This is a genomic window from Bacillus sp. FSL R5-0286 (genome assembly GCF_038593245.1).
Taxonomy (GTDB): Bacteria; Bacillota; Bacilli; order Bacillales; family Bacillaceae; genus Bacillus; species Bacillus altitudinis.
In genome coordinates this window covers 2,362,269-2,380,922 of the sequence record NZ_CP151977.1, presented here as the reverse complement: position 1 = coordinate 2,380,922, position 18,654 = coordinate 2,362,269, and the positions used below count along the sequence as shown (strand labels likewise).

The 18,654-nt window shown below is 39.8% G+C and carries 22 protein-coding genes; 13 read left to right on the top strand and 9 right to left on the bottom strand.

All coding sequences use genetic code 11. The features are described 5' to 3' along the window. Positions 1-239: 239 nt before the first annotated feature. The 4 genes from NST24_RS12255 to NST24_RS12240 all read left to right on the top strand — a co-directional run bounded on the left by NST24_RS12255 (position 240) and on the right by NST24_RS12240 (position 5,426). Positions 240-1,865 (top strand): FGGY-family carbohydrate kinase, encoded by a 1,626-nt coding sequence (locus NST24_RS12255; RefSeq protein ID WP_342461824.1) that lies wholly within the window; start codon positions 240-242, stop codon positions 1,863-1,865. Continuing rightward, complete coding sequence (locus NST24_RS12250) at positions 1,859-2,563, top strand: L-ribulose-5-phosphate 4-epimerase (protein WP_007501382.1); 705 nt, start codon at positions 1,859-1,861, stop codon at positions 2,561-2,563. The genes NST24_RS12255 and NST24_RS12250 overlap by 7 nt, the downstream gene beginning before the upstream one ends. 17 nt (positions 2,564-2,580) lie before the next feature. Continuing rightward, a complete protein-coding gene (gene araA / locus NST24_RS12245; RefSeq protein WP_342461823.1) occupies positions 2,581-4,002 on the top strand; it encodes an L-arabinose isomerase in 1,422 nt (473 codons plus the stop codon). Between the two features lie 83 nt (positions 4,003-4,085). Beyond that, entirely contained in the window at positions 4,086-5,426 is a 1,341-nt protein-coding gene (locus NST24_RS12240; protein WP_007501378.1) for a sugar porter family MFS transporter, read from the top strand. A 36-nt stretch (positions 5,427-5,462) separates the two neighbouring features. Here the strand turns inward: NST24_RS12240 and NST24_RS12235 are convergent, their stop codons facing one another. Together NST24_RS12235 and NST24_RS12230 are read right to left on the bottom strand one after the other, a co-directional pair. Then, a complete protein-coding gene (locus tag NST24_RS12235) occupies positions 5,463-5,684 on the bottom strand; it encodes a hypothetical protein (RefSeq protein WP_224558471.1) in 222 nt (73 codons plus the stop codon). Positions 5,685-5,711: 27 nt separating this feature from the next. Beyond that, positions 5,712-6,029, bottom strand: a complete 318-nt coding sequence (locus NST24_RS12230) for a hypothetical protein (RefSeq protein WP_342461822.1) — start codon at positions 6,027-6,029, stop codon at positions 5,712-5,714. Between the two features lie 184 nt (positions 6,030-6,213). Here NST24_RS12230 and NST24_RS12225 point away from each other — a divergent pair, with 184 nt between their 5' ends. Beyond that, positions 6,214-6,507, top strand: a complete 294-nt coding sequence (locus NST24_RS12225) for a CotD family spore coat protein (RefSeq protein WP_008342559.1) — start codon at positions 6,214-6,216, stop codon at positions 6,505-6,507. Between the two features lie 52 nt (positions 6,508-6,559). Here NST24_RS12225 and NST24_RS12220 read toward each other — a convergent pair whose 3' ends face one another. From NST24_RS12220 to NST24_RS12200, 5 genes are all read right to left on the bottom strand, one after another. After that, entirely contained in the window at positions 6,560-7,222 is a 663-nt protein-coding gene (locus NST24_RS12220; RefSeq protein WP_342461821.1) for an ABC transporter ATP-binding protein, read from the bottom strand. Further along, positions 7,215-7,760, bottom strand: a complete 546-nt coding sequence (locus NST24_RS12215) for a hypothetical protein (protein WP_045034088.1) — start codon at positions 7,758-7,760, stop codon at positions 7,215-7,217. Before NST24_RS12215 ends, NST24_RS12220 begins: the two co-directional genes overlap by 8 nt. A gap of 21 nt (positions 7,761-7,781) precedes the next feature. After that, positions 7,782-8,282, bottom strand: a complete 501-nt coding sequence (locus tag NST24_RS12210) for a stage II sporulation protein M (RefSeq protein WP_024718785.1) — start codon at positions 8,280-8,282, stop codon at positions 7,782-7,784. Position 8,283: 1 nt separating this feature from the next. Next, on the bottom strand, positions 8,284-9,822 hold the full coding sequence (locus tag NST24_RS12205) for a hypothetical protein (protein WP_342461820.1): 1,539 nt from the start codon (positions 9,820-9,822) through the stop codon (positions 8,284-8,286). Between the two features lie 299 nt (positions 9,823-10,121). Continuing rightward, a complete protein-coding gene (locus NST24_RS12200) occupies positions 10,122-10,448 on the bottom strand; it encodes an uberolysin/carnocyclin family circular bacteriocin (RefSeq protein WP_017358050.1) in 327 nt (108 codons plus the stop codon). Positions 10,449-10,783: 335 nt separating this feature from the next. Here NST24_RS12200 and NST24_RS12195 point away from each other — a divergent pair, with 335 nt between their 5' ends. The 4 genes from NST24_RS12195 to NST24_RS12180 all read left to right on the top strand — a co-directional run bounded on the left by NST24_RS12195 (position 10,784) and on the right by NST24_RS12180 (position 13,701). After that, entirely contained in the window at positions 10,784-11,338 is a 555-nt protein-coding gene (locus tag NST24_RS12195) for a GNAT family N-acetyltransferase (protein WP_251185302.1), read from the top strand. Then, positions 11,292-11,846 (top strand): hypothetical protein, encoded by a 555-nt coding sequence (locus tag NST24_RS12190; RefSeq protein WP_039167187.1) that lies wholly within the window; start codon positions 11,292-11,294, stop codon positions 11,844-11,846. The genes NST24_RS12195 and NST24_RS12190 overlap by 47 nt, the downstream gene beginning before the upstream one ends. Before the next feature lie 154 nt (positions 11,847-12,000). Further along, positions 12,001-13,413: a polysaccharide deacetylase family protein gene (locus NST24_RS12185; RefSeq protein ID WP_342461819.1), complete on the top strand. Its 1,413-nt coding sequence runs from the start codon at positions 12,001-12,003 to the stop codon at positions 13,411-13,413. A 96-nt stretch (positions 13,414-13,509) separates the two neighbouring features. Further along, positions 13,510-13,701 carry a hypothetical protein gene (locus NST24_RS12180; RefSeq protein WP_041090818.1) on the top strand — a complete coding sequence of 64 codons (192 nt, stop codon included), beginning with the start codon at positions 13,510-13,512 and terminating at the stop codon, positions 13,699-13,701. Positions 13,702-13,748: 47 nt separating this feature from the next. On the opposite strand, the gene NST24_RS12175 is transcribed toward NST24_RS12180, so the two are convergent. Beyond that, positions 13,749-13,880 carry a hypothetical protein gene (locus NST24_RS12175; protein WP_003217310.1) on the bottom strand — a complete coding sequence of 44 codons (132 nt, stop codon included), beginning with the start codon at positions 13,878-13,880 and terminating at the stop codon, positions 13,749-13,751. 135 nt (positions 13,881-14,015) lie between these two features. On the opposite strand from NST24_RS12175, the gene NST24_RS12170 reads away from it, so the two are divergent. The 4 genes from NST24_RS12170 to NST24_RS12155 all read left to right on the top strand — a co-directional run bounded on the left by NST24_RS12170 (position 14,016) and on the right by NST24_RS12155 (position 17,589). Then, the gene (locus NST24_RS12170) at positions 14,016-14,441 is read left to right on the top strand and encodes an NUDIX hydrolase (protein WP_159159831.1); all 426 of its coding nucleotides are present in this window, start codon (positions 14,016-14,018) and stop codon (positions 14,439-14,441) included. 35 nt (positions 14,442-14,476) lie between these two features. Further along, on the top strand, positions 14,477-14,893 hold the full coding sequence (locus NST24_RS12165; RefSeq protein ID WP_041090814.1) for an Imm1 family immunity protein: 417 nt from the start codon (positions 14,477-14,479) through the stop codon (positions 14,891-14,893). A 356-nt stretch (positions 14,894-15,249) separates the two neighbouring features. Continuing rightward, complete coding sequence (locus NST24_RS12160; RefSeq protein ID WP_159160155.1) at positions 15,250-17,058, top strand: T7SS effector LXG polymorphic toxin; 1,809 nt, start codon at positions 15,250-15,252, stop codon at positions 17,056-17,058. 15 nt (positions 17,059-17,073) lie between these two features. Further along, the gene (locus tag NST24_RS12155; protein ID WP_342461818.1) at positions 17,074-17,589 is read left to right on the top strand and encodes an Imm6 family immunity protein; all 516 of its coding nucleotides are present in this window, start codon (positions 17,074-17,076) and stop codon (positions 17,587-17,589) included. 125 nt (positions 17,590-17,714) lie between these two features. Here the strand turns inward: NST24_RS12155 and sigK are convergent, their stop codons facing one another. Beyond that, positions 17,715-18,443, bottom strand: a complete 729-nt coding sequence (gene sigK, locus NST24_RS12150) for an RNA polymerase sporulation sigma factor SigK (RefSeq protein WP_058014952.1) — start codon at positions 18,441-18,443, stop codon at positions 17,715-17,717. Positions 18,444-18,654 lie beyond the last annotated feature (211 nt).

Here is an 18,654-nt window from a genome sequence, read left to right as displayed (position 1 = left end):
GGATTGAGAAGAACTTGTATGGACATATTTTAACATGGTTGCTCAATCAAAAACAGGCGCTTGCAGTGTCTACCGTCTAATCCTTAGAGAATATGAAAGATTTTGTCTGATTGTGTATGCACAACTATATTTATTATTGACATATGTACGTACAAATATTATATTGTTTTTGTGCACAGGTAAAGATGGATCAAACGAAATAGATATTTGAAACCGCTATCATCATGGGGGTGAACAAAATGAATTGTGAAGAGACGGCCAAAGCCATTAGAGAAGGACGGACATCTTTGGGCATTGAATTTGGTTCGACACGAATTAAAGCAATTTTAATAGATGAAGAGTTTCAGCCAATTGCGCAAGGTGCATTTGAATGGGAAAGTTCTCTTCAAGAAGGAATATGGACGTACAATTTAATTGAGATCATTACAGGTCTTCAAGTGGCGTACCGTCAGATGAAAGAACAGGCTGCACAATTGTATGGGGTGACGATTCAAACCATTGGCTCCATCGGGATATCTGCGATGATGCATGGCTATGTCGCCTGTCATCATACAGGAGAAGTCCTCGTCCCGTTTCGAACGTGGCGGAATGGAACAACGACCGAGGCGAGTCAAAAGCTGACAGATGTATTCCAATTTCATATTCCAGAAAGATGGAGCATCGCTCACTTATATCAAGCGATATTAGGAGAGGAAAAACATCTGTCCCGGTTAGAGTATGTGACCACTTTGTCCGGCTACATTCACTGGCTGCTAACAGGGAAGCAGGCCATCGGAATTGGCGATGCGTCGGGAATGTTCCCCATTGATGAAAAAACGAAGGATTACAACGAAGTGATGCTTCATCAATTTGAAGCATTGATTGCAGAAAAAGGCTATCCGTGGAAGCTTCGTCATCTTTTGCCGCGCGTCTATTTAGCAGGCGAAGAAGCTGGTGTGTTAACAGCAGCTGGAGCAGCGATTTTAGACCAAGGCAAACAGTTGCAGCCAGGTATCCCTTTTTGCCCACCAGAGGGTGATGCAGGAACAGGAATGGTCGCAACAAACAGTGTGGAAAAGAGAACTGGGAATATTTCAGTTGGGACATCTGTATTTGCCATGATTGTGTTAGAGCATCATCTAAAAGGTGTGTACCCAGAAGTGGATCTTGTCACGACACCAGATGGCCTGCCAGTCGCGATGGTTCATGCCAACAATTGTACAAGTGACCTCAACGCTTGGATGAATCTATTCAGAGAAGCGTTTGAAGCAATGGGTCAGCCAGTTGAAACAGAAAGATTGTACGAAACTCTATTAAATCAAGCTTTAGAAGCAGATCATGATGGGGGCGGGCTTTTAAGCTATGGCTATTATTCTGGTGAAAATATTACGAGACTAAAAGAAGGAAGACCTCTTTTTGTTAGATCTCCTCAAAGCCGGTTTACCCTTGCTAATTTCATTCGGACGCATCTCTTCTCTGCATTTGGCGCAATGAAAATTGGGATGGATCGTTTAAAAGCACATGAACAAGTCAAGATTGATCGCTTACTAGGACATGGCGGTTTATTTAAAACACCGATAGTTGGGCAAAAAATGGTCGCTGCTGCACTCGGGACACCTGTATCCGTCGTATCAACTGCGGGAGAAGGCGGTGCGTTTGGGATGGCGGTCCTTGCTTCATATATGCTCAATCACCAGCAGCAAACACTGAGCCATTTTCTCAAGCATCAAGTGTTTGCCCATACATTAGAAGAGCTTATTGATCCTGATCCACTGGATGTTAAAGGTTTTGAGGAATTTATAAAGCGCTATCAAGAAGGACTCCCGATAGAAAAGACGGCAGTAGAACATCTCACGCCACAGAAAGGAGCGGCACCTGTATGTTAGAGCGGTTAAAAGAAGAAGTGTTTCAAGCGAATCTAGATCTGCCAAAGTACGGACTTGTGAAATTTACATGGGGCAATGTCAGTGCGTGCGATCGTGACAGTGGACTGTTTGTCATTAAGCCAAGCGGCATAGCGTATGACAAATTATCAGCAAAAGACATGGTCGTGGTCGATTTTGACGGTCAAGTGGTCGAGGGAGAATTTAATCCTTCTTCCGATACTGCCACACATGCTGTTCTTTACAAACACTTTGAGGAAATTGGCGGCATTTCACATAGTCATTCGATGTGGGCAACGGTATGGGCGCAAGCTGGACTTGATTTACCAGCAATGGGCACAACACATGCCGATACATTTTACGGACCTGTTCCGTGCGCTCGATTTCTCACAGAAGAAGAGGTGAATCGCGGGTATGAGGTGGAAACAGGACACCTGATCATTGAAACGTTTGAGAAAAGACAGATAGATGTCATGGCGGTTCCTGGTATTTTGCTGCAAGGTCATGGTCCCTTTACGTGGGGAAAAGATGCAAAAAGTGCGGTAACGAACAGTGTCATTTTAGATGAAGTAGCGAAAATGAACCTGTTTGCAAAGCAATTGAACGAATATGCAGAGCCTCTTCCGCAGGTGATTTTAGATAAACATTATTTAAGAAAACATGGAACACATGCGTATTACGGACAAAAACCTTCAAGATAAAGAAAAGAGGGATTTCTATGTTAACAAGTCAGAAGAAAGAATGTTGGTTTGTCGTCGGGTCACAGCACTTATATGGGGACGAGGCACTGAAGCAAGTGAAGGCAGATGCGCAAAAGATAACAGATGCCTTAAATGAGAGCGGTTTGCTGCCTTATCCAATTATTCTGCAGGAACTGGCGGTCAGTGCGGATCAAATCACACAGCTGATGAAAGAGGTCAACTATCGTGATGAGGTCATCGGTGTGATGACTTGGATGCATACGTTTTCTCCAGCAAAAATGTGGATACGTGGTACGTCTCTTTTGCAAAAGCCTCTTTTGCATCTCGTCACGCAATACTATGAAAACATTCCATGGGACACGATTGATATGGACTATATGAATCTCCATCAATCGGCACATGGAGACAGAGAGTACGGCTATATCAATGCACGTTTAAATAAGCAAAACCAAATCGTTGCAGGTCATTGGTCGAAGCAGGAGGTGAAGCAGCAAATCGCTGATTGGATGGACGTTGCGGCTGCCTATCATGAGAGCTTCCACATTAAAGTGGCTCGGTTTGGTGACAATATGCGCCACGTTGCTGTGACAGAAGGAGATAAAATTGAAGCGCAGATCCAGCTGGGATGGACCGTTGATTACTTTGGAATTGGCGATCTTGTGAACTATGTAAATGCTGTGGAAGAAGCAGAAGTTGATGCTCTGTTTGCTGAGTACTTAACGTTATATGACGTGGATTATGGGAGTTATTCGGCGGAAGAATGGGAACAAAGTGTAAGAGTGCAAGCACGATATGAAATTGCCATCAAACGTTTCTTAGATGAAGGCGGCTACAATGCCTTTACGACAAACTTTGAAGATCTACATGGCATGAAGCAGCTTCCGGGTTTAGCCGTTCAGCGGCTGATGGCAAAGGGATATGGCTTTGCGGGTGAAGGGGATTGGAAAACCGCCGCACTGGATCGTTTATTAAAGGTGATGAGCCATCATCAATCCACAGGTTTTATGGAAGATTACACATATGAAATGACTGCTGGTCAGGAAGCAGTGCTGCAATCTCATATGTTAGAAGTAGATCCAGCGCTTGCACATACAAAACCTGTCATTGTCGTGTCTCCGCTAGGCATTGGAAACCGGGAAGACCCAGCACGTCTTGTGTTTGATGGAAAAGCAGGCGAGGGCGTTGTTGTCTCCATTGCTGATTTTGGAACACATTTCAAATGGCTGATTCAAGAAGTGGAAGCCTTTGAGCCGCAGGAAGCAGCACCACATTTACCGGTGGCACGAGTCCTCTGGAAAATCAAACCGAACTTTCAAGATGGCGTCAAAGCATGGATTAAGCACGGCGGAGGTCATCATACAGTCGTATCTCTCAATTTAACGGTTGATCAAATTGTTCATTTTGCAAAGCTTGTGAATGCAGAATATGTGGTTTTATAAAGAAGGGTGAAATGCATTCTACTGTGAACGGTAGAATGTCAGGGAGAAATGAAAGCGGTTTATTAAGTGAGGGGGTCATCCACTTGGAGAAAAAAGTATCAAGTAAATTTATCTTCTTTTTCGGGTCCTTTGCAGGTATCTTATTTGGATATGATATTGGCATTATCGCAGGGGCGGAAGGGCACATTCAGGAAGAATTTCAGCTCAGCCCGTTATGGCTTGGCATCGTCGTTTCTTCATTAATGGGCGGGGCGATCATTGGTTCCATTTTAAGCGGTCTGATGGGGGATAAGTTTGGCCGCAGAAAGCTCATTTTGGTGTCATCGATTATCTTTTTTGTCGGTGCGCTTGGCTCAGCCATTGCACCAGAAGAAATCTCATTAACCATTGCCCGGATTTTCTTAGGAACAGCTGTAGGGACAGCCTCATCGCTCGTGCCTGCTTACATGTCTGAAATCGCTCCAGCCAAAATTCGCGGGAAATTGTCCGGCCTGAATCAGCTGATGATTGTGAGTGGATTATTGCTTAGCTATATCGTCGCATTTGTGTTTGAACCAATTCCAGACAGCTGGCGCTGGATGCTGGGAAGTGCTGCTTTATTTGCGATCGTGCTTTATATTGGCATGCTGAAACTTCCTGAATCTCCAAGATATTTAATTAAACACGGAATGGCTCATAAGGCACGTGAAGTATTAGGATCACTTCGTTCCTCACGTGAAGAGATTGAAGCAGAAATGCAAGAAATTTTAGAAGTGGCAAAAGAAGAACGCTCAGGCATTCGTGAATTATTTCAAAAGAAATTCCGAATGGCTCTCTTTATTGGGGTCGGAATGGCGACACTCCAGCAAATACAGGGGGCGAACTCCATTGTGTATTATGCAACGAGTATCGCAAGAAATGTAGGTCTTGCTCCGCAAGTTGCCGCAGGTTTTACCGTCATTGTTGGTGTCATATTTGTTGTGACGACCGTAATCTTTTTACAATTCGTCGACCGGTTCGACCGCCGAACGATTCTCACAGTTGGGGGAACGGGGATGGCCCTGTCTTTCTTTGCACCAGCGGCATTAGGTGCGCTCGGAGTGAGTGAAGGTATATTAAACTGGGTCACATTGATTTCACTTTGCTGCTTTATTTTGTGCTATGCCTTCTCATGGGCACCGATCACATGGATTATCATTGGTGAAATTTTCCCACTTTCTGTCAGGGGTATTGGAGCGGGCATTTCCTCTGCCTTTAACTGGACGGGATCATTAGCAGTTGGCCTTGTTTTCCCAATCTTGGCTGACCAATTCAGCTTTGGCGTCATTTTCTCTTCATTTGGGGTCATCTGCTTAATTGGCCTGTTGTTCACGCGCTTTGTATTAGTTGAAACAAAAGGAAGAAGCTTAGAACAAATCGAAACCGATATGGCTGCACGTGTCTAAAGGAAACCATCTATCCACACAGGATAGATGGCTTTTTTAATCAAGTATTTGTTTCAGTTCATCTGGCAGTAAATCCATTAATTGATCAGATGAGGATACGTCCAGCACTTCAAGAAGCGCATAATATTTCGCATAAATTTCACTCAGCTGATCAGGATGATTTGCTTCATATCGATTCAAATGCAATTGCGTCAGTTCAAGTGCAATGTCCAGTTTGTTTCGTTCGATGGTTTGTGTTGTGTTGATCAAATCGTTCACCTCTAATTTTAAAGTTATTGAAAAATGTTATGGTGCAGTTCCGCAGCTGACCTTATATTCATGGTCTTCTATCTTTTTTGAATAACAGACGGAAGGTGTCATTCCTGTCTCGCTTTTCCAAGCCTGCCAATACACATCATACAGCTGACCATATTGAGGGTCTACATCGTCCTTTTTTTGCAAAATAGCAAAATAGCTTTGGTAAGGGTAGCCTTCTTGATAAATGCCATGCCGTATCGCTCCTCTTTCAGTCGCATTTGTAAATACCATAGGCGACAGCAAGGGAAGGGTGATAACTACGACGAGCAGGATGAAAAATGAAAAAAGTTTATGTCTTGTCTTCATCAATGAATGTCCTTTCCTTCACAAGAGATCATTTGTATAATATGTTAAAATTGTCCTATTGTAAAGAAAGAGACTACTAGATCACAAGCGGATTTTTTCAAAAATAGACAAGCATCTAATCACTAATCGTGCCTCTGACATACGATAGAGTGTAAGTGAAAGACAACTTGAAGGGGTGTTGAGAATGAGCCGGAATCGATTAGACAATTTTTTCTTTGGGCCTCGCAGAGGGAATCATGGAGAAGTTGAAACGGTTGTATCCCCTACACGTCAAATTGTCAACACGACAACAAATGAACAAACGATTAGAAAAATTCATCCAACTCATATCACAAACGTCAATAAAAACATCAAAAGAATTGAAAACTACTACCCTGTGACGCAATCTACTCGAAATGAGTATATTGTGGAAGAATATGACTGTGGTAGTGATATCAAGAATCCTTGCTGCCGCCCGGTCAAACGCTGTAAATGGTAAGATAATGGTATAAAGAAGTGAGGCATCCTGTGATGGGATGCCTTTTGTATGTTTAACGCTCATTTAGTTGTCCGTGATCAAGCTCGAAAAAACGATTTCCTAATTCTGAATAAAGGTAGCGCTGATGGCTTGTAAATAAAACACATTGATCAGAGAATTCTTCTTTTAATAAAGAAATAGACTGCATTTGAGATGCCTCATCAAGAGATGTAAAAGGTTCATCAAGAATGATTAGCTCTGGTGATCTGGCCGCCATACAATTAAAGAAAAGCTTATATCTCATACCTAGTGAATATTGTTTGACAGGCATCTTAAGTGCAAGAGTTAAATCAAATGCATCACAAAGCGAGAGAAAGGTCTTTTTGTATACCTCTTTTTCTGACTGATTCATTTTCCATAGCGACTGTATAAGAGTCATATGCTCGATACCAGTCAGCGCATCATAAACCAAAGGCTTATCTGGGATGTACGCGACCAACCCTTTATAAAGAGCTGACCCAGGATGATGCTGTTCATTGAGTAAAACCGTTTCGGATACTGAAGGAAGCAGACCTGCGATGATCTTTAAAAGTGTCGATTTACCGCTGCCGTTTTTTCCGATAATACAAGCACGATCACCTTCTTTCAGATGAAAGGATACTTGATCAAGGAGGGGAGAGCTTTCTTCAGTTGTTTCATAACGAAAAGATAGCTGAGACACTTGCAAACTAGCCATTGATAAATCCTCCAATAACAAAAACAGTGGTCACCAGCATATACAAGATGACGGTCGCAAGGGCGGCTTTTTTTGACCCTTTAGCATAATAAATGATCCCATCATATAGGATGCGTAAAAGGTACAAGTTGATCAAAAACGAAACCGCTTGGATGAAGATAAAATAATGATCTAAATCGAGTACCATCACACAATAGATTGCTGCGCTATTCACTAATAGAAGAAACGCATTATAAAGCAAGATGACAAAATACATTTTGCGCAAAATAAACGTTTTATGAAAAAAGTACATATAAATTGAAGTCACGACAGTACCGAGAAAATTCAATATGAAATAAAGTGGGATTGTCAGTAAAAAGATAAACACAATGCTGGCTAATTGTTTTCCCGCAGATAATGGTTCCTCTACTAACAAATCAATAATGAAAAATGTTAAAAAAACAGTTGAAACAAATAAAGATAGTAAGACCAAGCCTATAACAGTTTTGGTCGATTGATGTTGGTTGAAAAATTGCTTAGGGCGTAGAAGTAGCTCCATAGAACCACATTCTCCTTTCTTCTAAGATAGATGTACATGGCTGACATATTCCTCTAAAAGAGAGGCAATCAACAAGAGCACTACAGCGGCAAAGATTAACTGAATCACAGTCCGAGTCAGCTTTCTTACATCAATGGCCTTACCTTTCATAAACCGGTAAAGATAAATAAATGGAAAAGCACTGACGATTGAAAATAGGATCAAACCAAGAACCTCAACAAAAGCATGTGGCATGAGGCCAGTGAATAACTGCTGCACTTCATGCTGAGCTATCAAAAACTGAATGAGTTTTCCAATGATATAGCCATTATAAAAAAGAATGCCAGCAGACATAATGCCGCCAGTAAAAGCCCCGATACCTAGAATGGCAAGCCCAACCTGTAAATTGTTTGAAAAAATAGAGAGAAAAAACATGTCTTCATCCTTTTTTAAATAAGGAATCTGATCATAAGGAAGGAGACTTCCAATGAGCAAAGCTACAATAAATACACTGGCATAAAGATAGCCGAGGCGTAGAATCAATCTATTCTCCGATAGAAAATATCTTATTTTTTTCAACATACTCAATTCCTTTATAAATGGTCTTGCGGCATAATATCCAGCAAATCACTGAAACGATCACAAAATATATAGCGAACAGCACGTTTACGAGCCCTGAGGATTGCTGCAATATAGGGAGAAAAGAGGTCAAAATCAAATAGTACATAAAAGGCAGAACAAGAAAGTTTCTTGCAAATGCCTGACCTTTATCGATGATCTCTAGTTCCTCATTTGTTGTCCCTATTTCATGCTCATGAATAAAATTGAATTTCGTTGTGAATGGAAACAAGTAAAGCTGAATCAAAGGAAAAATGAAAAAGCCAACCCCTAATACCACCAGTTGAATGAGCATCTGAACATGAAACAGTTGATACACAGTCATAATAGATAGATTAATGAATAGTAACAAGAGCGCTGGTATGGAAAATAAACAATAAAATAACTGGATTTTTGATAAGAAAAATTGCAAAAGAGATATTTGAGAAAGCTCGTAAAGCCAAATGTTCTTTTTTTCAGCACTTAAAGCAAAAATAGAAGGTGTCAGCATTCTCATCTCATAAGATTGATTCGCTAGTATCATAATATTGAGTGTGAATAGCAGCTGAATTTGCAAGGCTTGATGATCGATGATCGAGATCAATCCGGTAAAAACACCAATATAAAAGAAGGCTTCATATGACATGAACATATAATTAAAAAATTCTTTAGATAAGAGCCACCTTTTTTCTTTCAGCAGCTTGATGTCTTTTTGGATCAACACATTTTGTCTAAACAGCGAACCCTGAATTTTATGCAGTACTTGAAAGTACCAATAAAATAAATCCCGAAAATGCTTTGAGCTTTGGTCTTGATCTTTTTCCGTTGGAATCCATCGAACAGGACTTCTCATGACAAGCGCACTACCTAATAGCACAACAATCAATGTAATAGGTGAATGGAACAGAGCTTGAAATTGTAGAAAAACAGAGCCATCTGAAAATAAAGCATGATGCATTTGCTGAAGATCATGTTGATATAAAGAGATCAGCTTGTTTGAAAGAGTGATCCAAAACGAATCCTCTGCAAGCGATGAGATCGATTGAAATAGTTGCCGGAAGGTGTGATAAAAAGGGAAAATGATGTTTAATATGAGAACCCTTCCGAAAAAGAAAAAAAGCAAAGCGATGCTTGCAAAAAAGAGGACACGAATAGCCCCGATTTTTTTCACGACGATGTTATAGATATAAGCACCGAATATCTTATTGCTGATGATAAATAGGAAGATACTTGTCAGCATCACATTGACATGTTTTAACCAGAATGCCAGATCGTGTGTTTGAACAATATCATATTGGAACAAAAAATAGATCAAATAAGTGCTCAAACTCGTAAACACAAGCCAAATCAATTCTGAAAACAGAAGCGTTTGAAAAAGTTGTCTAGAGGAAACAGGTGCTAGCTGTATCAATTCTTTAAAAGGAAGAAGATGAGTTCTTCTATAAGATTCAATTCCTTTGACGATAGAAAATAGAAATAAAAACATCACAAAAGCACTTTCCCATTCTATTTGATAGACGGGGGAGTAAAGAAATGAAGATATAACGAATACAATCATGCATCCGAATATGATATCAAGAATACAAGAAAAAAATATGTACTGTTTTGAAGAAAACGACTTGAGAAATGGAATTTTTCGTATAACGAACTGAGCGATATTAGAATACTGTTGCTCCAGTCTAATGGATAGAAGTAGTGATAATAATGGATATAACATCTTCTCACCTGCACTAAAATTTAAATAGAAGGAGAACAGAGTCTCCTTCTATTGAGTCGTTAAATAAATTACCAAGCGATAACGGCTTTACGGCCTTTTTTCTTAATTTCGTTTTTAAGGTATTGACGAATTGTCTCTTTACCAGCCGCAGCAATAAGAGAAAGACCGCCTGAACCTACAGCAGTTAAAATGGAGACAATTGTAGTGACAGCTCCACCCGCTTCAACCACATTAAGAACTACAGCGGCAACACTGCCTGGAATACCAAATTCTTTTGCTAGATCAGCAACTGGCAGTACTTGTAGCGAGAAGGAAAAAAGAGCTAGCATAAGGAATCCTACTGCTAAAGCACCAAAAAGAACATGTAGTTTGATTTCATTTCTTGTTTCTGTCATATCAAATTCCTCCCTTTTTTGTCTTTTTATTACTATTCTATCTTATGATATGTTTTTGTTCATATCAATCCTTTTTTTTCTTTTTTTTATGAATTAGTTATAGGTTAATATAAAAAAAGTGAAAAGATAAGTGAGAAAAGAATCGTTTTGGATAGGAAATATCGAGTGAACATGATCAAAATGACCTTGTTTTCACAAAAACGAAAGAGAGCCTAAAAGTCTATAAGAAATATGTTATATGTAAATGAACCAATATTCTTTGATCAAAAGCGCCTTTCAAGATAAAATTGGAAGTATCAATTCATTCTGATGGAGGCGATTTTCTGAATATTCGATTGTTAACACCAGAAGATGCTCAAGAATATGCGAACTTGAGATTAGAAGCACTCCGATTAAATCCAGAGAGTTTTGCTATGAGTTACGAGGAAGAGAAGCTAGATACGAAGAATAAATATAAGGCTCGTTTTGCCTCTACACAATCTATGTGGACATTCGGTGCCTTTCATCAAGGTCAGCTGCTCGGCTCGGTTACACTCATACAAGAAACCTTGCAGAAATTAAAGCACCGTGCCAATGTGGCAGCGATGTATGTAACGGCTAATGGACGCGGAAAAGGAATGGGGAAGGCACTCCTGACAAAAGTTCTTTCTTTTGCACGCGAAAAAAAAGACATCGAACAAATATATTTAACAGTGGTCACAACAAATGACTCAGCCAAACATCTTTACAGGTCTGTCGGATTTAAGTCGTATGCGGTAGAGGAAAAAGCACTAAAAATAAATGGTGCTTATGTAGATGAGGAAAAAATGGTGCTATGTTTATCATCGTTTGGAGGGGATATAAATGAGCCAGCCAGTCATGCGCATCACATTGGCAGCCGGACCAAATAGTGAGCTAGAATCCTTTGCGCTACGTGCAGCACTTGAAAACTTTGGTGCAAAAGTCGATATGCATTGGATAGGCAGACCGAATGACCTGATTGATGTATTATCCGTGAGGAATAGAGGCGAGACGGATTTCATTCTTTTATCCTTTCACGGAGAAGAAGGAGCGTTTCTCATGCCTGAGTTAGGAGAAGATGTATACGAAGAGGGTGAGCCGAGAGGTGCTGCTTTTGGTGCGGATGATATAAAGCGGTATGCTTCGTTAAATGGAGTCCACATTATATGTACAGGCTGTACACTAGGCGAAAAAAAGGTGGCAGAAGCTTTTTTAGAAACAGGGGCGATATCCTATACAGCGCCCGATGACTACATTGATGGAAATGCGTCATTTATTTTTGTTCTCACCATGCTGTATGAGCTGGTGAACAACTCAAAAACAGTCAGAGCAGCTTTTGACCAGGCACGCTCTATTGATGAAGAAACAAAGTTATTTCAACTGTATATGCAAAAATAAGGGCTGAGCGATCAAGCCCTTTTTATATGTCTCTCGTAAAATATGTCGAAAATGTGACAAATGTGTTTTTTGCAAACTAAAAAGGAGCTGCGAAAAGTCTATCCTACAAACACACGCCATTTAGACAGGACGGCATCACGAGAGGAGAATCATTGTGTCAACGAAAGGGAAGATCAGCCTCGTCCTATGTGGACTTGCAATCGTCATCGGTATCGCTGCGTTTTATCATAACCAGCAGGCAAGCGGGACAGAGAGAAAAAAAGTAGAACAAGATGCGAGCTACAAACAAGTTGAAATTGTCACACTTGTGAATGACGGGAAATTCATGAGATATGCTGTCAACTATCCGCTGTTTCATCAAGAAAAACTAGATCAGGAGATCAAAAGATTTGCAGAGACCGCGTTAGAAAAGTTTAAAACATCGTTTAGTCAAGCTAGTGATGTCAATGAAGAGAAACGATACGAACTGAACATCGATTATGAGATCATTCATTATGCCAAGCAAACCGTCGCAATCAAATTCAATACATATGAAGTGAAGGGCGGAAAGCAAGACGTCAATCAAACGAAGGTGATGAACTTTGATTTCAAGAAACAGACATTTTTATCAATCAACGATATCTTTCTATCAAAGAAGGACAATCTTCAAAAATTATCTCATATGACTTTTGAGGAATTAAAAAAAGATCGAACGCTAGCTGAAAATCAGCCGCTGCTCAAACAGGGAACGTCTCCTGCGGCGAAGAACTATCAGTATTTTGCCATCAAGGATCGTTTTATTGAATTCTACTTTCTAGCAGGGCAAATTGCACCAGACAATAAAGGCCCTCAAGTGCTGGCGATTAAGAAAACACTGCTTAAAGGAATGTTAAAGCCAGAATACATCAATAAAGAAAAGAACAAAAACGAGAAAAAAGAACCGATCGCCAAAAGAAAGATCGTAAAACCTCCAAAACAGGGAGTATTCAACCCAAATCAAAAAGCCATTGCCCTTACATTTGATGATGGACCAAATCCATCAACGACCTCAAAGATCTTAACAGCTTTAAAAGAAAACAAAGGACATGCAACATTTTTCGTATTAGGAAGCAGGGTTCAATATTATCCCGATATGCTAGGTGAAATTAGAAAAGGTGGAAATGAAATCGGAAATCATACTTATAACCACCCTTTACTCACAAGACTCCCTTTAAAACAAGCCATCAAACAAGTAGAAGACACGCAACAAATCATTGAAAAAGCGAGCGGGTTCACACCGACTCATTTTAGACCACCATATGGCGGGACAAACGGGCAAATCAACGAATCTCTTCACATGAAAGTGACCCTTTGGGATGTGGATCCTGAAGACTGGAAATATCGAAACAGCCAATACGTCGCGAACTACATTCTAACTCATGCATCTAGCGGTGAAACGGTCTTAATGCACGACATCTATGACACCTCAGCCAACGCAGCCGTCACGATTATCAAAGAACTCACCAAACAAGGATATCAATTATTGACGGTGTCTGAGCTTGAGCAGTGGAAGGAAGCGCGTGAGAAGAAAGGTGAATTGAATACGTAATGATTATGCGAATCTTAGTAGATTCGTATTTTTTAAGCATATTATGAAAATAAAGGGAAATCATGTTAAAGTGAGTGTAGAAAGGGAGGGCTTCGGATGGTAGTCATGAGGTTGATTAGCCTATATATGCTGACAGCTTTTTGTTTGGGTTTTATTGTTAACTATGTACCTGGTTTGATGCTGCCCATCTATATACTTGCGATGATCGGGCTTATTTTATGTCTCGTTCATATTGCGCTGCATTATATTCATCGAATCAGAAATATGTTGTTTCATGAGAAACGGTAAGAATACTTGCGTACGCTAAGAAACCTCTCTCTAAAAGAGTGAGGTTTTTATTTTTTCGGTTTTTGATGTTCTAACAGTTGTATAATTTTCTCGTTTGATTCTTTCATTTGTCTTAATAAAGAAACGATATTCCCAGTAAACCCAATGAGGACAATCAGTAAAATGATGATGATCCACATAATGTGGCCTCCAATCTTCTGAATGCTTCTTTTTGCTTGTATCAAGGATACCGTATAATGAATGTATTGAAATGAACAGTTCGTGCTATTTATTCGACAATTGATGTAAACAAAGAGCGATGGAGGTAGATACATTTGAAACGAGTAGATGTAGTATCAGCTATTATTTACGATACGGAAGAAAATATTTTAGCAGTTAAAAATGTAAAGGGATATTGGGAACTGCCTGGTGGCGCTGTAGAAAAAGGCGAACACCTGCATCAAGCCGTGATCCGCGAGGTGAATGAAGAGACAGGGTATGTTTGCAAAGTAAATGAAATTCATTCGGTTCGAGAAGCATTCTTTCAAGACAAAAAGCATCATGCACTTATCATTACGTTCTTTGCGGAAATTATCGGGGGAGAGATGAACATTCTAGATCCTGATCATGATATTGAAGAAGTAAAATGGGTCAGCTCTCAAACCTTTCAAAAGCTAAATCCAAAACTATATCACATGTTAAAATTAAACCAACAAACACAAGCTTTTTATGATTTTGAGGGAAATAGAACAATTGGTTAAATCCAAATTGATATAGGCATGAAGGAGAGACATAGATGTTTTTATACTACGGCCCCACGGGAGCTCCAGTAGCAAATCCAGGAGAAGAATTCATGAAAAGAATTTTCTTTCAGGAGGGTGAAGAGTATTGGAAACAAGGTAACGGAGAATCTTCTATTGAGATAGAAGAAGATTGGGAAAGTGAAAGTCTAGTTTTCTTTTATACGGAACCGTATGGATTCTTGATCATGAGATATCCAAATTTTTTGGTCCCTTTTAAAAAGGAAGAAAAAATTGAAACGATCGAGCATTTGGTCGCAGGCGCCCCATTGTATGTGCCGTCATGTAGCTATGTCGATCGGAATCAAGCTTATCAAATCGTTCACCATTTTTTGACGACAAAAAAGGTGCCTGATCTTGTTGAGTGGGTTGAGTTGAGGGATATTGATTTTCAGTATGATAAGAAAAGTTAGAGGGAGCAAGATGAAAGTGAGTACATATGAGAAGTTACATAACTTAGATGAAACTATGCATTTACATGTAGGGTATGATGAACATGGTTTTGATTATGAAGGCGTGTTTTTTAAGAGTTTAGATAGGAAAATGATAATTTCTTTGAATAAAATAGTTGAGCATTAACATCTTAAAAGAATATTACAAGTGGAATGATGTAGGGGTAATAATTGAAGAATTTACTTTATTACAAGTTTAAATTTTCGAGAACTCTGAATCATCTAAGTGCTGTTTTTTGTATCTTTATTCCTATTTCATGGCAAACCCTGTGTTGGTAAAATTGACCTTGTCAATGAATAGGAAGGAGTGAATTCTTCTGGGAAAGATACTTGATGCAAAAGCACTAACCAGTGCCATGGATACGAGGGCAAAACACTATCAGGAACTCCGTGAACAAATGATAGATTTAAAAAAGGCACTTCAAGGTGTTGCCAATCTCGGTGACGACTTCACTGGAAAAGGTGCCGATAACATTAAAAGCTTCTACAAAGAACTCGCCGGAAATGTGGACATGTTTATTAGTTTCATTGATAAACAAAAAGCCTTTCATGAAGGTGTTTCTGGGACACTTGATGATACAAATTTTGGCGGCGACACCTTTGTTGAAGAACACTTTTTAGACAATGCCGTTTATATGGGCATCAAAAACGCCAAAAGCATTGTAAAAGATCAAAAAAAGGCACTCAAAACCATTTTTCAAGATATAGATGACCTCATTTCACTAGAGGTATTTGATAGCCAAACTTTTGATGAAAAAATAGAAGATGCGGAAGACGAGCGAAAAAAGACAGTGAAAGACCTAAGAGAACTTGATCAAAATCTAAAAGATGAATATGCTTTGTCAGAGACGGAGCAGCAGGCTACAATGGCATTGTACGCAGAAATGATCAATGCCACAAATGACGGAAAGTCCATTTCGCCTATGAATTTTGACAAGAAAGCGTATCAAAATAGCGAAATCTACAAGGCAAAAAGCGATATTGAGAAGCAAACTTCTGAATATCTAAAAATCAAAAAAGATCAAGAAGAAGCCCGCAAGATTGCAAAGGAACAAGAAGCACTCGCCAACCGTCCGTGGTATGAAAAAGCTCTTGATTACGGAGGAAATATCGTCAATGAACTGACAGGCGTGAACGATGCAAAACGTGCCGCAACAGGTGTCGATCCGATCACAGGTGAAGAACTCACCGCAGGACAGCGAGTCGCCGCAGGCGGCATGGCAGCAGCAGGATACATCCCGATCGTCGGATGGGCGGGCCGTATTTTCAAAGGCGGAAAAGCCGTCTATAAAACGACTCAAGCCACGTCCGCCGCAGTCAGAGCAGTCGACATTTACAAGACATCACAAAAGTCTTTTGATGCGTTGAAAACATCGCAAAAAGGCTTATATGGCCTCACCGCGACCAACGGCTTCAGCGAAGCGATTACGGGTCGAGACATGTTTGGAAATAAAGTCTCGAAAGAACAGCAGGAAGCAAGTATGAATGCGGCGCTGGGGATGCTTTTGCCATTTGGTGCGAAAGGGTTTAATGGCAAAATGGGAATCAATCAAAAAAGCACCCACCTTAATCAAGCAAGTATAGGAAAGACTGATTTAGATCGTTTAAGGAAAAAGTGGAATGTTCCAGAAACTCAAACTGTTGCTGTAGGTAAAACAGACGTTAGAGGTTTGGAACGTAGCGTTTTCGAAGGTGGGTCACCAAAAGTTAGGAAAGAAGGAGGTCTTCCTTCATTAGATGAAGTTTATCCTGATCGGAAAATTAAGGCACCATATAAAAGATCAGTTAGAGGGCATGCTCAATTTATGGATCATGCAGAAGAAGGTGTGATAGCAGAATTTGAGGATGCAGTCAAAAAGGCAGGACTGAAACCAGAAGAGATAAAAGGTATACTAAATATCCATCAATCTAATCCAAATGGAGTTTGTAATAAATGTACAAAAGGTTTGTTTGATCAAGTTCCAAGTGAGGAAAGAGGAATATTCAAGCAACTGACAGATCACTATCCTGAATTGAAAATAAAAGTAACATCAGAACGAGATCCAAGTGTCCCATACCCAAGAGATACTTTATCTTTTGATGTTAAAAATGGTGTTACAGAAAATGTCGTTAAAATAAAAAAATAGAAAAGAGGCTATAGAATGGATTTTATAAATGACATTAGTGAAGAAGCTAAAGTTGCACTAGGCTTAGCAATAGCCGAAAAAATGTATGCATTCATAGATAAAGAAGATGATGGTTACCACATAGGAGAAAAAGCTTTAGAAGATTGCTGGAAATGGCTTTCTGGTAAAGAGTTAAGTTCAGATGATTTATGTAACTACATAGATAGTGAAGATTATATGGATGTAGCCGAGTTCGCAAATAAAGAAAAGGATGAACAAAAACAATATGGCTGGTATTCAGTATTAGATGCGGTTTCTTATACAGCTTATCAAGCGTATAAACGAGAAAATAAAAAATTTGTTCCGCAAGTGCTAGAGATAATAGATGATGAAACATTGAATACACTTTGGGAAAATGTTATAGAATCAAAAATGATTGATATAGCTGAACTGAAAACCCTAACGAAGTATCTAATTGATCATTATCCTAGCAAATATCAAGATAACAAGTTACATTTAATCAACAAAGAGGATCTCCCATTAGGCGATTAAATAGAATACAACTATTTTTATTAAGTAATACAGAAAGACATTAGCTTAGAGATAAAATAAAAAACAGACCTCATATGGTCTGTTTTTTATCCACTAACATGAAGGGTTCTTTTACAAAATTCAAATCACTTCCCCTTCTCCCGCTTCCGTTTCTCCTTCTCCGCCCGGTAAAACTCATGAAACATCTTCATCAGCGCTCGCTTCTCAATCCGGGACACATAGCTCCGCGATATTCCGAGCTCCTTGGCTATTTCCCGCTGCGTTTTCTCTTTCTTTAAGTCCAAACCGAACCGGCCGACGATGACTTCTTTTTCCCGGCCGTCGAGAATGTCGATATATTCTTTTACTTTTTCAAGCTCCATGTTGAGCTGAATGGTATCAATCACGTCCTCATTTTCTGATTTTAAGACGTCAATTAATGAAATTTCGTTGCCTTCTTTATCCTGACCGATGGGGTCATGCAGAGAGACGTCCTTTTTTGTTTTTTTGAGTGCGCGTAAATGCATGAGGATTTCGTTCTCAATACACCGCGCCGCATATGTTGCCAGCTTTGTTCCTTTTCCAGAGGAATAGCTTTCGATGGCTTTAATGAGTCCGATCGTCCCGATGGAGATGAGGTCTTCAGCGTCTTCCCCGGTATTTTCAAATTTCTTGACAATATGGGCGACGAGCCGAAGGTTATGTTCAATCAGCATGTTTCTTGCGTGTTCATCGCCCTCTGCCATAAGGGCTAAGTATTTTTTCTCATCATCTCCCGAAAGGGGCTGTGGAAAGGCATTGTTTTTGACATAGGACACTAAAAACACCAATTCTTTGACCATCAATCCCATCGCTGTAAATACTCCTGCCACGATTTTCACCTCCACCATGTTTAGGCCACTGCCTATATCCTCAAATGTATGTGAAGGAAGGATTGTCTGTGTCTGTACGATGAAAAAATCATCTTTTTCGAAAGAAACGTGCTTATGCGTATGTTTTTGCTGCACCTCTCATATGTTTGCGGTTTCTTTGCGGTGCTTGGCGGTCTAGAAGCGTGCTAAAATATGTAATATTAGACCGAAAAGG